This is a genomic window from Streptomyces lunaelactis (assembly GCF_003054555.1).
Classification (GTDB): domain Bacteria; phylum Actinomycetota; class Actinomycetes; order Streptomycetales; family Streptomycetaceae; genus Streptomyces; species Streptomyces lunaelactis.
The window spans coordinates 5,097,101-5,111,750 of record NZ_CP026304.1; the positions used below are offsets into that span (position 1 = coordinate 5,097,101).

Annotated in this window: 11 protein-coding genes and 1 pseudogene; 6 read left to right on the plus strand and 6 right to left on the minus strand. The window is 71.1% G+C overall.

The window, feature by feature from the left end:
• The first annotated feature begins 99 nt into the window (after positions 1 to 99).
• Positions 100 to 1,038, plus strand: coding sequence for an ABC transporter ATP-binding protein (locus SLUN_RS23550; RefSeq protein ID WP_108151401.1), 939 nt, complete (start codon positions 100 to 102; stop codon positions 1,036 to 1,038).
• A complete protein-coding gene (locus SLUN_RS23555; protein ID WP_108151403.1) occupies positions 1,025 to 1,930 on the plus strand; it encodes an ABC transporter permease in 906 nt (301 codons plus the stop codon). The genes SLUN_RS23550 and SLUN_RS23555 overlap by 14 nt, the downstream gene beginning before the upstream one ends.
• A gap of 108 nt (positions 1,931 to 2,038) precedes the next feature.
• Here the strand turns inward: SLUN_RS23555 and SLUN_RS23560 are convergent, their stop codons facing one another.
• The 4 genes and pseudogenes from SLUN_RS23560 to SLUN_RS23575 all read right to left on the minus strand — a co-directional run bounded on the left by SLUN_RS23560 (position 2,039) and on the right by SLUN_RS23575 (position 5,906).
• A complete protein-coding gene (locus SLUN_RS23560; RefSeq protein WP_108151404.1) occupies positions 2,039 to 3,364 on the minus strand; it encodes a M28 family peptidase in 1,326 nt (441 codons plus the stop codon).
• Positions 3,365 to 3,633: 269 nt separating this feature from the next.
• Positions 3,634 to 3,813: pseudogene (locus SLUN_RS23565) on the minus strand (VOC family protein); the annotation flags it as partial.
• A 140-nt stretch (positions 3,814 to 3,953) separates the two neighbouring features.
• On the minus strand, positions 3,954 to 4,877 hold the full coding sequence (gene rarD / locus SLUN_RS23570) for an EamA family transporter RarD (RefSeq protein WP_254710105.1): 924 nt from the start codon (positions 4,875 to 4,877) through the stop codon (positions 3,954 to 3,956).
• Between the two features lie 168 nt (positions 4,878 to 5,045).
• A complete protein-coding gene (locus SLUN_RS23575; protein WP_108151409.1) occupies positions 5,046 to 5,906 on the minus strand; it encodes an SDR family oxidoreductase in 861 nt (286 codons plus the stop codon).
• A gap of 90 nt (positions 5,907 to 5,996) precedes the next feature.
• Between SLUN_RS23575 and SLUN_RS23580 the strand changes: the two genes are divergently transcribed.
• The 4 genes from SLUN_RS23580 to SLUN_RS23595 all read left to right on the plus strand — a co-directional run bounded on the left by SLUN_RS23580 (position 5,997) and on the right by SLUN_RS23595 (position 11,596).
• Positions 5,997 to 6,380, plus strand: coding sequence for a winged helix-turn-helix transcriptional regulator (locus SLUN_RS23580; protein ID WP_108151410.1), 384 nt, complete (start codon positions 5,997 to 5,999; stop codon positions 6,378 to 6,380).
• A 64-nt stretch (positions 6,381 to 6,444) separates the two neighbouring features.
• Positions 6,445 to 7,275, plus strand: a complete 831-nt coding sequence (locus SLUN_RS23585; protein WP_257153785.1) for a hypothetical protein — start codon at positions 6,445 to 6,447, stop codon at positions 7,273 to 7,275.
• Positions 7,272 to 9,428 (plus strand): bifunctional serine/threonine-protein kinase/ABC transporter substrate-binding protein, encoded by a 2,157-nt coding sequence (locus SLUN_RS23590; protein ID WP_108151413.1) that lies wholly within the window; start codon positions 7,272 to 7,274, stop codon positions 9,426 to 9,428. The genes SLUN_RS23585 and SLUN_RS23590 overlap by 4 nt, the downstream gene beginning before the upstream one ends.
• A 2-nt stretch (positions 9,429 to 9,430) precedes the next feature.
• The gene (locus tag SLUN_RS23595) at positions 9,431 to 11,596 is read left to right on the plus strand and encodes a bifunctional serine/threonine-protein kinase/ABC transporter substrate-binding protein (protein WP_108151415.1); all 2,166 of its coding nucleotides are present in this window, start codon (positions 9,431 to 9,433) and stop codon (positions 11,594 to 11,596) included.
• A gap of 44 nt (positions 11,597 to 11,640) precedes the next feature.
• Here the strand turns inward: SLUN_RS23595 and SLUN_RS23600 are convergent, their stop codons facing one another.
• Complete coding sequence (locus SLUN_RS23600; RefSeq protein WP_108151417.1) at positions 11,641 to 12,690, minus strand: 2-oxoacid:ferredoxin oxidoreductase subunit beta; 1,050 nt, start codon at positions 12,688 to 12,690, stop codon at positions 11,641 to 11,643.
• Positions 12,683 to 14,620, minus strand: a complete 1,938-nt coding sequence (locus SLUN_RS23605; RefSeq protein WP_108151419.1) for a 2-oxoacid:acceptor oxidoreductase subunit alpha — start codon at positions 14,618 to 14,620, stop codon at positions 12,683 to 12,685. Before SLUN_RS23605 ends, SLUN_RS23600 begins: the two co-directional genes overlap by 8 nt.
• Positions 14,621 to 14,650 lie beyond the last annotated feature (30 nt).

A 14,650-nucleotide genomic window follows, 5' to 3' on the forward strand; every position in this document is an offset into this window, starting at 1 on the left:
GGCCGGACAGGACCTAGTAGCACGACGCGCTTACCGTCCGCCCCGCCGTACGCTCCGTACGGTGGGGCGGACCGCTGACCGAGTGAACGGGGGACCGGAATGACAGCCGTCATCGAGACGCAAGGGCTCACCAAGCGTTACCGGGGCGGGCAGTTGGCCGTCGACCGGCTCGATCTCACCGTGCCCGCCGGCAGCGTCTTCGGATTCCTCGGCCCCAACGGCTCCGGCAAGACGACCACCATCCGGATGCTGATGGGACTCATCGAGCCCACCGCGGGCACCGCCACGGTCCTCGGCAAGCCCATGCCGCGCGCCGTGCGCACCGTCCTGCCGCAGGTGGGCGCGCTGATCGAAGGGCCCGCGCTGTACGGCTTCCTCAGCGGCCGGGACAATCTGCTGCGGTACGACTCCGCCGACCCGAGCGCCGATCCCCGTACCCGCAGGGCGCGCGTCACCACCGCGCTGGACCGGGTCGGGCTGACGCAGGCGGCGGCCAAGAAGGCCAAGGCGTACTCGCTCGGGATGAAGCAGCGGCTGGGGCTGGCGGCCGCCCTGCTGCAGCCCCGCCACCTGCTGGTGCTCGACGAGCCGACCAACGGTCTCGATCCCCAGGGCATGCGCGAAATCCGTTCCCTGGTACGTGAGTTGGCGGCGGACGGCACCACCGTCTTCCTCTCCTCCCATCTGCTCGACGAGATCGAGCAGGTGTGTACGCATGCCGCGGTGATGGCCCAGGGCCGGCTGCTCACCCAGGGCTCGGTCGCCGATCTCGCGGCCGGCGCCCGCGGCCGGCTGGCCGTCACCACCCCCGACCCGGGCGATGCCGCGCGCCTGCTCAAGGAGCTCGGCGTCATCGAAGTGAGCGTCGAGGAGGACCGGGTGACCGGCGAGCTGCCCGCCAAGGATGTGGAGCTGGCGGAGCTCAACGCCGCGCTGGTGCGCGCCGGCGTACGGGTACGGGGGTTCGGCATCGAGCGCGCCTCGCTCGAGGACGCCTTCGTCGCGCTGACCGGAGAGGGATTCGATGTCGCAGGTTGAGACGGCCGATGCGGTCGACGAGGCCGGTGCGGCGGCCGAGGTCCGCGAACCCGGCCCGCTGTGGACGCTCGGGCTGTTCCGCTCCGAGCTGACCATCACGTTCCGCCGCTGGCGCACGCTCGCCCTGCTGGGGGTGCTGGCCGCCGTACCCGTACTGATCGGCATCGCCATCAGGATCGAGACGAGCGACGGCGGGCCGGTCGGCAACGGCGGCGGTGAGGGCCCCGCCTTCATCACCCAGATCACCAACAACGGACTCTTCCTGGTCTTCGCGGCGCTCGCAGCGACCCTGCCCGTCTTCCTGCCGATGGCGATCGGCGTCATCGCGGGCGACGCGATCGCCGGCGAGTCCAACTCCGGCACCCTGCGCTATCTGCTGGTCGCCCCGGCCGGACGCAGCCGCCTGCTGCTCGCCAAGTACGCCACCGCCTGCGCCTTCTGCCTGGTCGCGACCCTGGTGGTGGCGCTGTCCGCGCTCGTCGTCGGATCGATGCTGTTCCCGCTCGGCGATGTCACGACGATCTCCGGCACGCAGATCTCCTTCGCGGACGGCTTGATGCGGGCCGCGCTGATCGCGGCCGTCGTCGCGGCGTCATTGACCGGGATCGCGGCGCTGGGCCTGTTCATCTCGACCCTCACCAGCAGCGGCATCGCGGCGATGGCGACGACGGTCGGACTGCTGATCACGGTGCAGATCCTGGACACGATCCCGCAGCTGCACGGGATCCAGCCCTACCTCTTCCCGCACTACTGGCTGTCGTTCGCGGACCTGATGCGGGAGCCGCTCCACTGGGACGAGGTGCTGAGGAACCTCGGTCTGCAGGGCGTGTACGCGGCGGTGTTCGGGTCGGCGGCGTGGGCGCGCTTCACGGCGAAGGACATCACCGCGTAAGACAGGCCCGAGGACCACGGGCCGCGCCCGAACAGCGCGACTGCATGCGTGCGCAGGTGACGCGCACGCATGCAGCCTGTGGGGGGTGGCGGTCTGGACGGTAGCGGTCTAGAAGGTCAGTCTCCAGCTGTCGATATAGCCGGTGTCCTGGGCAGCCCTGTCCTGGACGCGCAGCTTCCAGGCACCGTTCGCGACCTCGGACGAGGCATTGACGGTGTAGGTCGCCACGACGTTGTCGGCCGAGTCGGAGGAGCTGAAGGGCTTCAGCGGGTACACCGTGCCGTCCGGGGCCAGCAGGTCGACGACCAGGTCGCCGCGCCAGGTGTGCTTGATGTCCACGGCGGCCTTGAGGGTGGCCGGGGCGTTGCCCGTGCGGCCGGAGACGGTCACGGTGGAGGTGACGGCCGCGCCGTTGTCGGGGATGGCGACGTCGGCGGTGTTCTCGTAGAAGTCGCCGGGCGGGACGGTCGGTTCGGTGCCGAGCGTCCAGATCGCGTGGGCGATCGCGTCGCTGTTGCGGTCCAGCGCGGTGTCGTTGATGTTCGCGGAGGAGTCGCAGGAGGAGTGGTAGCAGCGGTCGAAGGCCTGACCGGAGGTGCCGCCCCACTTCTGGGCCTGGGCGGCGGACTTCGTCCGGCTCGCGCCGGTGAAGAGGCCGCCCACCGGTATTCCGACGTTCTTGAACGAGGCGTGGTCGGAGCGGCCGTCGCCCTCGGTCTCGATCTCGGTGGGGACGCTGAGCCCGGCGAAGTAGTCCTTGAAGGTCTTCTCGATCGCCGGATCGTCGTCGTAGACGAAGTAGCCGGGGTTCGGCGAGCCGATCATGTCGAAGTTGAGATAGCCGGAGATCTTCGAACGCTCGGCGGCCGGGAGGTTGTTGACGTAGTACTTCGACCCGACCAGGCCGAGCTCCTCCGCGCCCCACCAGCCGAAGCGCAGATGCTTCGCCGGCTGGAGCTGGGCGCGGGAGACGGCGAGTGCGGTCTCCAGTATCCCGGCGGAGCCCGAGCCGTTGTCGTTGATCCCGGCGCCGGAGGTGACCGAGTCGAGGTGCGCGCCGGCCATCAGTATCCGGTTGGGGTCGCCGCCCGGCCAGTCGGCGATCAGGTTGTAGCCGGTGGCACCGCTGGAGGTGAACTGCTGGAGGGACGTGGTGAATCCGGCCGCGTCCAGCTTGGCCTTCACATAGTCGATGGACGCCTTGTAGCCGGCCCGGCCGTGGGCGCGGTTGCCGCCGTTGGCGGTGGCTATCGACTGCAGCTCGGTGAGATGCGCCTTGACGTTGGCGATCGGTATGTCGGGCGCGGCGAGCGCGGGCGCCGGAGCCGCTGTCGCGGTGGGAACGGCGGTCGCGGCGGGCGCTGCGGAGACGAGCAGCCCGGCCAGGGCGAGCGCGGCAGCCGCGGCGGTGCGTCTGGGAAGGGAGAGGGGCATGTGGGGGCTCCGAATTCCGAACGGGGACAGGACGGAACGTGCGGGACGCCCTGGAATGGCGGGTCCCAGGGCGCTGGAGCTGGTGGAGCGCTGTGCGTGCCTGATGTTCGGCGAGAATTTGACTCACCGTCAAGAGCGGAAACCGGTCAGCGGTGTTCGTATAGCGGGCGGGGCGCATCACGGGGCTCTGCGCGCCGGAGTGGTGGCCGTGTTCATCACCGTGGGTGTGACGGGACTGCTGGTCGGCCTCATCGCGCCGGCCACACGGCGCGTCCGCCGCCGACGTGCAGGTCGAGGTGGAGCCGGTTCTTGGTCGACTTCCCCTCCGGTACGCGCTGGAAGAGGATCCGGCGCCCGAGCCCCGCCCCGCTGGTCTTGTCGAAGGCATCGTCCGGATGACGGACGGCGGCGTAATCCCGCCAGGCGTCCCGGCCGTGCGACTCGACAGTCTTCAACCTCTGTCTGCTGTGGGTGCCCTCGGTGGCGCTCGTTCAGCGGGCGTCGAGCGCAGCCTCCGCGTCCGCCGCCTCTGCCGTACAAGTGCCGTAGTCGGTCCGTCCCGCCGGGGCTCCGCCCCGGACCCCGCTCCTCAAACGCCGGAGGGGCTGATTTTCAGCTCATCCGCCGACTGAGGACCCGCCTGACGGGCCTCCGGCCGGGCGGCAAGTCTCTGCGCCTCCGCCTTCGTACGCCGGGCCGTCCGCAGTGCGTCCCACGTCAGGCAGGTCAGCGCCAGCCACACCAGCGCGAAGCCCGCCCACCGCTCGGGCGGCATCGACTCGTGGAAGTACGCGACCCCCAGCAGGAACTGGAAGACCGGGGCCAGGTACTGCAGCAGCCCCAGCGTGGAGAGCGGCACCCGGATCGCCGCCGCGCCGAAGCAGACCAGCGGCACCGCGGTCACCACGCCGGTCGCGGCGAGCAGTGCCGCATGGCCGGCGCCATGCGCGCCGAAGGTGGCCGAGCCGTCCGCGCCCAGCCAGAGCAGAAAGCCGAGCGCGGGGAGGAACTGGATCGCAGTCTCCGCGGCCAGCGACTCCAGACCGCCGATGTTGACCTTCTTCTTGACCAGGCCGTACGTGGCGAAGGAGAAGGCCAGCGTGAGCGAGATCCAGGGCGGCTGTCCGTAACCGATCGCCAGCACCAGCACCGCGGCGAAGCCGGTACCGACAGCCGCCCACTGCATCGGGCGCAGCCGCTCCTTGAGCAGCAGCACGCCCATCGCGATGGTGACCAGCGGGTTGATGAAGTAGCCGAGCGAGGCTTCGACCACATGGCCGGAGTTCACGGCCCAGATGTAGACGCCCCAGTTGACGGTGATCACCGTTGCGGCGACCGCGATGAGCCCCAGTTTCCGGGGCTGTCGCAGCAGCTCGCGGACCCAGCCCCAGCGCTTCAGCACCAGCAGCGCGATACCGACGAAGGCCAGCGACCAGACCATCCGGTGGGCGAGGATCTCCATCGCCCCGGACGGCTTCAGCAGCGGCCAGAAGAGGGGGACCAGGCCCCACATCCCGTAGGCACCGATCCCGTACAGCAGTCCCGCCCGCTGTTCACCGTCCGACTGCACTGGCCCCTCCCGCCCTGCGCGCATCGCCTCGTCGAAGGTACGCGGCGCAGGGGCAGGCTGTCATGTCCGTATCGCCATACGGTCATGACGGATCATGAACCTCCGGGCCGGTCAGGCGGTGGCGAGGGCCGCCGCGACCGAGTCGGCGAGCGGGGTCGTCGGGCGGCCGCTCAGCCGGGCCAGTTCGCCCGTGGTGCCGGCCAGCAGCCCGCGCCCGACCGCCGCGTCGACGTCGACGAGGACCTCCGCGAACGGCTCCGGCACACCCGCGCCCGTCAGGATTCCGAGGTGCGCCTCGGCCGGGACGTTGGTGTATGCGATCGTCCGGCCGGTCTGCCGCGAGAGCTCGGCGGCGTACTCCGCGAAGGACCAGGCGACATCGCCGCTCAGCTCGTACGCCTTCCCCAGGTGGCCGTCGCCGGTCAGTACGGCGGCCGCGGCCGCGGCGTAGTCGGCGCGGGTGGCGGAGGCGACCCGGCCCTCGCCCGCGCTCGCGACCACGGCGTTGTGCTCGAGGACGGGGGCGAGGTTCCCGGTGTAGTTCTCGGTGTACCAGCCGTGGCGCAGGAAGGTGTACGGCAGCCCGGATTCGAGGATCCGCTGTTCCGTGACCTTGTGTTCGGCGGCCAGCAGGAAGTCGGCGTCGGGGCCGCCGAGCACGCCGGTGTACGCGAGCTGGGCGACGCCCGCCGCCTTCGCGGCCTCGACCACGGCGGTGTGCTGCGCCACCCGCTGCCCGACCTCGCTGCCGGAGATCAGCAGTACGCGGTCACCGGCGCGGAAGGCCCCGGCGAGGCTCTCGGGCTCGCTGTAGTCGGCGATGCGGAGTTCGACGCCGCGCGCCGCGAGGTCCGTGGCCTTCTCCTTGTCTCGCACGACGGCGGCGATCCGCTGCGCCGGGACCGTGGCGAGCAGCTCGTCGATGACGAGACGGCCGAGGTGTCCGGTGGCTCCGGTGACGACGATGCTCATGGGTGATTTCTCCTTTTCGGGCGGTTCCATGCTCACCCTACGTCCGGCACTAACCATGCGTAAGTACCCACCTTGAAGTAAGGTACTGGTATGGACGTAAGTAGAGACCCCAACGTCAATCAGGCGATGTGCCCCTCGCGCCTGATCCTGGAGCACGTCACCAGCCGCTGGGGCGTGCTCGTTCTCGCCACCCTGCTGGGCCGCTCGTACCGCTTCAGCGAGCTGCGCCGCGAGGTCGGCGGCGTCAGCGAGAAGATGCTCGCCCAGACCCTCCAGACGCTGGAGCGCGACGGCTTTGTGCACCGCGACGCCAAGCCGGTGATCCCGCCGCGCGTCGACTACTCCCTGACCGGGCTCGGCAAGGAAGCCGCCGAGCAGGTGTGGGGGCTGGCCCGCTGGACGGAGAAGCGGACGGACGAGGTGTTCGCGGCGCGCGCCGCCTACGACGAGTCGAAGGAGCGAACAGCCCGGTAAACAGGGCCTGTTGGGCTCCGCTCCGGAGCCGTACGATCGGCGCACGACCCCTGGGGGAGGCTTCGTGAGGTACGCGGATACGTTACGGGCGGGCTGTGCGGTTCTGGCGGGCGGTCTGATCTGGACCGGATGCTCGGTGAACCCGGACCCGGACCCGGACCCGAGTGCGCAGCGGGACCGGCCGACGGCGACCGCACAGCCGAAGCAGACGCCGAAACCGGATCCGGAACCCAGCCCGAGCCCCACCGCGTTCGATTTCACCCCAGCGCCCGAGCGCGCCCCCAGGACCGCGGCGGACGGTGTGCGCCTCGCCCGCGCCGTGGCCGCGGGCCCCGAGCTCTTCGGCCCCGGCCACGTCAAACGCACGCCGTACGAAAGCGATCCGGCCGACTGGGCCGTCCTCGACGAGGACTGCGTCTGGCAGCGCTCCCCGCTTCCCGCCGGCGTCCTCGCCAGTCTCACCCGCCGCAGCGAGCTCCCCGCCGAAGGGGCCAAGGGCCCCATGCGTTTCGCCGCCGTCGTGACCGTCCACCGTGAGGTGAGCAGCGCCGACTGGGAGCTGGCCCGCAGCCTCGAAGAGGTCCTGCGCTGCCCCGAACAGCAGTTGAGCCAGAGCGAGAAGACCGCCGGGATGATCTCCCAGGGCACGGTCTTCGGCGCCGGCGGCAACCGTTTCGCCGAGGACTCGATCGGCGAGTCCGGTCAGTTCTACAGCGATGAAGTGGGCGGGCCGCACGACTACTACTGGGACCAGGCCCGCATCGGCCAGGTCACGCTCGCCGTGGTCGGCAAGGGCGCCGAGGGCCGCACCAAGGACGAGCTGAACGACGCGCTGGGGGCCGCCATCAGCTCCATGATGATCCGCGTCAGGACCGAGCTGGAGGCCGCGCGATGACCAGCCCCCTGCTCCCCGCCGACCCCTCGTCCATCGCAGGACACCGCCTCCTCGCCCGGCTCGGCGCGGGCGGCATGGGCGTCGTCTACCTGGGCCGCACGGAGCCGGGCGGCACGCTCGTCGCCGTCAAGGTCATCCAGGCCGAGTACGCGTCGGAGCCGGACTTCCGGGCCCGCTTCCGCCGTGAGGTCGAGGCCGCGCGACGGGTCGACAGCCCCTGGACGGTGCCCGTCACAGGCGCCGACGCGGACGCGGACAATCCCTGGCTCGCCACGGCCTTTGTGCCGGGACCCTCGCTCGCCGAGGCGGTCGCCGCCTGCGGACCGCTGCCGGTCCGGAGCGTACGGGTGCTCGGCAAGATGCTCGCCCGCGCGCTGAGCGCCGTGCACAGCGCGGGCCTCGTCCACCGGGACGTGAAGCCGGGCAATGTGCTGCTCGCCGTACAAGGCCCCCGCGTCATCGACTTCGGCATCGCGCGCTCGGCCGAGGACACCGCGATCACCTCGGCCGACATGATCGTCGGCACCCCCGGCTTCCTCTCGCCCGAGCAGGCGGAGGCGCGCGGCGCGGAGACCGGACCGCCGAGCGACATCTTCTCGCTGGGCTGCCTGCTGGCGTACGCGGCGACCGGGCGGCCGCCTTTCGGTACGGGAGTGGTGGACGCGCTGCTCTACCGCACCGTCCACGACGCGCCCGATCTCGAAGGGATCGGGGGCGAGTTGGCCGGGCTGCTCGAAGCGTGCCTGGCCAAGGACCCGGCCGACCGGCCGACCGCGGACGAGCTCGACGTACGCCTCATCGAGGACGCCCCTGAGGGCAGCGTCGACTGGCTGCCCGACGACGTCGTTCGGATGATCGCCGAGCGCTCGGCCGAGATGCTCGCGCTGCCCGACATCGAACCGACCCGGGCCGAGGCCCCGAGCGCCGAAGTGCCCCCGTCCGAAGTGCCCCCGTCACGCCGGACGTTCCTGCTCGCCGCGGGAGGGGTGGTCCTCGTCGCGGGCGGCGGTGTCGGCGCCTGGGCCGCCCTGCGCGACGACGGAACTCCCGCCGCCGGTTCCCCCGCGCGGACCCGGGACCGGACCATCGGCGTCCAGGCCGACCTCAGCGGCCCCGGCAAGGCGGCGGGCCGCGCCCAGGAACAGGGCGCACGCCTCGCCGTCGAGCAGTTCAACTCCCGCAGCGGCAAGCCCTTCCGCCTGGAGTTAAGGGCGCTCGACGACGGCGGCAGCCCGGACCGCGCCCCGGCCGTCGCCAAGCGGTTCACCGCCGACAGTGCGGTGCTCGCCGTGCTCGGCCCGACCGACGACGCGACGGCCCGCGCGGTCCTGCCCGTGTACGACGAGTCGCTGCTGCCGCTGCTCGCCGTATCGCCGGGCGCGATGGACCTGCCCAAGGCCGAGAACCGTTCCTTCCTGTCCGCCCGGCCCGGCGACGCGATCGTCTCGGTGCCACTCGGTGTGCATCCGGCCGGTGAGCTGGGGTCGGTCCGCCCCGGACTGCTCCAGGACCGGACCGCAGGGCAGTACGGATGGGAGTCGGTCACCATCGCCAACGCCGGCATGCGCCACTTCGGCCGCGTGCCCTACCCCCGGGTCGTGCCCGCGAACCTCGACGACTTCGAGCCGGTCATCGCCGACATGCTCAAGGCGGGCGTGGACGCGTTCAGTTACTGCGGATACGCCGAGGGCGCGGCCCGCTTCGCGCGCGATCTGGCGGTGGCCGGATTCACGGGTCCGCGGATCGCCCCGCAGGCCGTACTCGACCCGCGGTTCCTCCAGTTGGCCGGCGACGCTGCCGAGGGCTGGGTGCTCTCCTCGTCCTTCGTCGACCCGGCCGCCGTGCCCGCCGCGAAGGCCTTCACCACCGCCTTCCGCAAGCGGTACGGCGCCCCACCCGGCTACTTCGCGGCCGAGGCGTACGACACCGTCAACCTCGTCCTCCAACAGCTGGTGGCCCACCACGGGCAGAGCCGGAGCCTGCCGGACCGCAAGACCCTCGTTGCCCTGCTGCGCAAGAGCAGATACCAGGGCATCACCAAGCAGTACGCCTTCAAACCGGAGGACGGGCGCTTCATCGCGGGTGGCGTGTTCTACCACCGGGTGGAAGGCGGCCGCTTCCGCTACGTCGGCCCCGCGCCCTCGGCCTGGTAGCCGTGCGGCCGCTCACGGCGGACGATCCGGCCGGCATCGGAGGCCACCGGCTGCTCGGGCGGCTCGGTGCGGGCGGCATGGGCGTGGTCTATCTGGCGCGCTCATCGGGCGGCGCGCTGGTCGCGCTCAAGGTGATCCGCGCCGAGCATGCCGCGGACCCCGCCTTCCGGGCCCGTTTCGAGCGGGAGGCGCGGGCGGCGAGCCGTATCACCGGCCGGTGGACCACGCCGGTCTCCGCCGCCGACCCGCAGGCTCGCGAGCCCTGGCTGGCCACCGCGTTTGTCCCCGGGCCCTCGCTGGCGGAGGCGGTGGCGCTGCACGGGCCGCTGCCCTGCGCGACCGTGTGTGTGCTGGGCGAGCGGCTGGCCGAGGCGCTCATCGAGGTCCATGAGGCGGGCCTGGTGCACCGGGATGTGAAGCCGGGCAATGTCCTCCTCGCCCTGGACGGGCCGCGGCTGATCGACTTCGGCATCGCACGGGCGGCGGGCGCGACCGCGCTGACCGCCACCGGCATGGTGATCGGCTCGCCCGGCTATCTCTCGCCGGAACAGGCCCAGGCGGGGCGCGCGGGCGAGACGGGACCGCCGAGCGACATCTTCTCGCTGGGGTGCGTGCTGGCGTACGCGGCGAGCGGCCGACGCCCCTTCGGCACCGGCACCCCGGCCGCCGTGTTGTTCCGCACGGTGCACGAGGAGCCCGAACTCGACGACGTACAAGGCAGGTTGCTGCCTCTGGTGAGCGCGTGTCTGGCGAAGGACCCGGGCGAGCGGCCGACCGCCGAGGACGTACGGGCGGGGCTGGCCGGTCCGGGGAGCCGGTCCGGCGAGTGGCTGCCGGCCGCGCTGCCCCGGCTGATCGCGGAACGTTCGGCGCGGGTGCTGGAGCTGCCCGACCCCGAGCCGCAGGAACCGACGCCGACCCGGACCGGGGCCGTCGTCCTCGTCCACACCCGCCGCCGGTTCCTTGCGATGGGCGGCTCGGCGGCCGGGATGATCGCGGTCGGCGGCGGCATCGCGGCCTATCTCGCCGGCCGTCCGGACTCGGGCGGACAGGGCGGACAGGGCGCCCCCGGACCGCTGCCGCGCTACGCCGTCGGGCTGCAGGCCGATCTGACCGGCGGCGGCAGAACGGTGGGGCGCGCCCAGGAGCGGGGGGCGCGCCTGGCGGTCGAGGAGTTCAGCGCCCGCGAGGACCGGCCCTTCGAGCTGACCCTCAAGGTCCTCGACGACGGAGGGCAGGCGGCCCGGGCCAGAACCGCGAGCGGCCGGCTCATCGCGGACCGTACGGTTCAGGCCGTCATCGGCCCGTCCACCGACGCCACCGCGCTGGCCGTGGCGCCGCTGTTCCACACGGCGCGGCTGCCCATGCTGACCGTCTCCGTCGGCACGACCGGCATATCGTCGGCGTCCAGACCTGCCAACTTCCAGCTCAGGCCCGACGACCACAACCTCGCCGTACCGCTGATCCACTACCTCACCGTGGTGGCGAAGAGCCGCCGGACCGCGGTCATCGAGGACCGGGCGGCCGGGAAGACCGGCTGGAATCTGGCCCAGAGCCTGCGCGAGAGTCCGCCGACCGAGGGCGTGACCACGGTGCATCAAGTCACCGCAGGGAGCGAGGACTTCGGCCCCGCCGTCGCGGCCGCCCTCGCCGCCCGCGCCCAGGGAGTGGTCTTCGCCGGCACCTCACCGCACCGGGCCGCGCGCTGTGCCCGCGCCCTGGCCGGCGCGGGATTCACGGGGGCGCGGCTGGGCGTCGGCGCCGTGCTGGAACCCGCGTTCCTGTCCGAGGCCGGTGCGGCGGCCGAGGGCTGGGCCTTCAGCACGACGTTCGTCGACCCGGCGGCACTGCCGGGAGCCGAACGCTTCGTCGCGGCCTACAAGAAGCGCTACGGAGTCGCGGAGGTGGAGCGGTACGCCGTCGAAGCGTACGACGCGGTGCTCCTCATCGCCCAGGCCATGCGGGCGCTGGGCGGCGGCGGGGTGGAGCGGGGTGCGATGGTGCGCAGGCTGCGGGAGCTCTCGTACAAGGGACTGGCGAAGACGATCGCGTTCGAGCCGCTCACCCGGGTGCTGTACGCGCGGAACGGTCTGTTCCTCCACCGTGTGCAGGGCGGCCGCGTGCGCTTCCTCGGCCCGTACGAAAAGGTCAGGAGCGCGAGCCCCTGACCCTTACGTGCGTGTCCCGCGGGTACGTGCGTGTCCCGCCGGCGTCAGCCGACGACGGTCCAGGTGTCGCTGCCCGCGAGCAGCGCGGCCAGATCGCCCTTGCCGTCTCTCTCGATGGCGGTGTCGAGCTGGTCGGCCATCATCGTGTCGTAGACCGGCCGTTCCACACTGCGCAGGACCCCGATGGGCGTGTGGTGCAGGGTGTCCGGGTCGGCGAGCCGGGAGAGTGCGAAGGCCGTGGTCGGGCTGGCGCTGTGCGCGTCGTGGACCAGGACCCGGCTCTCGTTCTCGGCCGTCACCTGCACGACCTTCAGATCGCCCGTGGCCTCGTCCCGTACGACACCCTTGTCGCGGTCGGTGCCGAAGCGGATCGGCTGCCCGTGCTCGAGGCGGATGACCGCCTCCTCCGCCTGCTGCTTGTCCTTCAGCGCGTCGAAGGCGCCGTCGTTGAAGATATTGCAGTTCTGGTAGATCTCCACCAGGGCCGTGCCCTTGTGGTCGGCGGCCTGGCGCAGCACCTCGGTGAGGTGCTTGCGGTCGGAGTCGACGGTGCGGGCCACGAAGGACGCCTCGGCGCCGATCGCCAGCGACACCGGGTTGAAGGGCGCGTCCAGCGAGCCCATCGGCGTCGACTTGGTGATCTTGCCGACCTCGGAGGTCGGGCTGTACTGGCCCTTGGTGAGTCCGTAGATGCGGTTGTTGAAGAGCAGAATCTTCAGGTTCACATTGCGGCGGAGCGCGTGGATCAGGTGGTTTCCGCCGATGGAGAGGGCGTCGCCGTCACCGGTGACGACCCAGACGCTCAAGTCGCGGCGCGAGGACGCGAGCCCGGTCGCGATGGCGGGCGCGCGGCCGTGGATGGAGTGCATCCCGTAGGTGTTCATGTAGTACGGGAAGCGGGAGGAGCAGCCGATTCCGGAGACGAAGACGATGTTCTCCTTCGCCAGGCCGAGCTCGGGCATGAAGCCCTGCACGGCGGCGAGGATCGCGTAGTCACCGCAGCCGGGACACCAGCGCACTTCCTGATCGGACTTGAAGTCCTTCATGGACTGCTTGGCTTCGGCCTTGGGCACCAGCGAGAGCGCCTCAGTCATTGATGGCCTCCTTGAGAGCTTCTGCGAGCTGCTCGGCCTTGAACGGCATGCCGTTGACCTGGTTGTAGCTGTGCGCGTCGACCAGATACCTCGCCCGGATCAGGGTGGCGAGCTGGCCGAGGTTCATCTCGGGTACCACTACCTTCTGATAACGCCCCAGAACATCCCCGAGATTCCTCGGGAACGGGTTGAGGTGGCGCAGATGGGCCTGTGCGATGGGGATTCCTGCGGCTCGCAGACGGCGTACGGCCGCGGTGATCGGCCCGTACGTGGATCCCCAGCCCAGGACCAGGGTGGTCGCGCTGTCCGGATCGTCCACCTCGAGGTCCGGTACCGCGATGCCGTCGATCTTGGCCTGACGGGTGCGGACCATGAAGTCGTGGTTGGCCGGGTCGTAGGAGATGTTCCCGGTGCCGTCCTGCTTCTCGATGCCGCCGATCCGGTGCTCGAGTCCTGGCGTCCCCGGAACCGCCCAGGGACGCGCCAGGGTCTGCGGATCACGCTTGTACGGCCAGAACACCTCCGTCCCGTCCGCCAGCTCATGGTTGGGGCCGGTCGCGAACTGCACGCGCAGGTCCGGGAGTTCGTCGATGTCCGGGATCCGCCACGGCTCGGAGCCGTTGGCCAGATAGCCGTCGCTCAGAAGGAAGACGGGCGTGCGGTAGGCGAGCGCGATCCGGGCCGCGTCGACGGCTGCGTCGAAGCAGTCGGCGGGCGTGCGCGGGGCGACGACCGGAACCGGGGCCTCGCCGTTCCTGCCGTACATCGCCTGCAGCAGGTCGGCCTGCTCGGTCTTGGTCGGCAGTCCGGTGGAGGGGCCGCCGCGCTGGATGGCGACGATCAGCAGCGGCAGCTCCAGGGAGACCGCGAGCCCGATGGTCTCGGACTTCAGCGAGACACCCGGTCCTGAGGTGGTGGTGACGGCGAGCGCGCCGCCGAAGGCCGCGCCGAGCGCCGCGCCGATGGCGGCGATCTCGTCCTCGGCCTGGAAGGTCCGCACACCGAAGTTCTTGTGCTTGGAGAGCTCGTGCAGGATGTCGGAGGCCGGCGTGATCGGGTACGAGCCCAGGTAGAGCGGCAGGTCGGCCTGCTTGCTCGCGGCGATCAGGCCGTAGGACAGCGCCAGGTTCCCGGAGATGTTCCGGTAGGTGCCGGTCGGGAACGCCTTGCTCGCCGGGGCGACCTCGTAGGAGACCGCGAAGTCCTCGGTCGTCTCGCCGAAGTTCAAGCCGGCCCTGAACGCCGCGATGTTCGCCTCGGCGATCTGCGGCTTCTTGGCGAACTTGCTCCGCAGGAAGGTCTCGGTGCCCTCCGTCGGCCGGTGGTACATCCAGCTCAGGAGCCCCAGCGCGAACATGTTCTTGGAGCGCTCGGCCTCCTTGCGGGAGAGTCCGTACTCCTTGAGCGCCTCGATGGTCAGCGTCGTCAGCGGCACGGGGTGGACGTGATAGGCGTCCAGCGAGCCGTCCTCGAGCGGGGAGGTGTCGTAGCCGACCTTGGCCATCGCCCGCTTGGCGAATTCGTCGGTGTTGACGATGATCTCGCCGCCGCGCGGCACATCCTCGATGTTGGCCTTGAGGGCTGCCGGGTTCATGGCGACCAGGACGGTCGGTGCGTCGCCGGGGGTGAGGATGTCGTGGTCGGCGAAGTGCAGCTGGAAGCTGGAGACACCCGGGAGGGTTCCGGCAGGTGCCCGGATCTCGGCGGGGAAGTTCGGCAGCGTGGAGAGGTCGTTTCCGAACGACGCGGTCTCCGAGGTGAACCTGTCACCGGCGAGCTGCATACCGTCACCGGAGTCACCCGCGAAGCGGATGATCACGCGGTCAAGACGGCGGATCTCCTTCTCACCGGCGGGCCTGCGCTGCTCACCAACGACGGCCTCACTGGCCTCGTCGGCATGCTCGGCTGGGCTACTGACCTGGCTGGTCACTGAACTGGACCTCCTTCGAGGCGGCTGCTC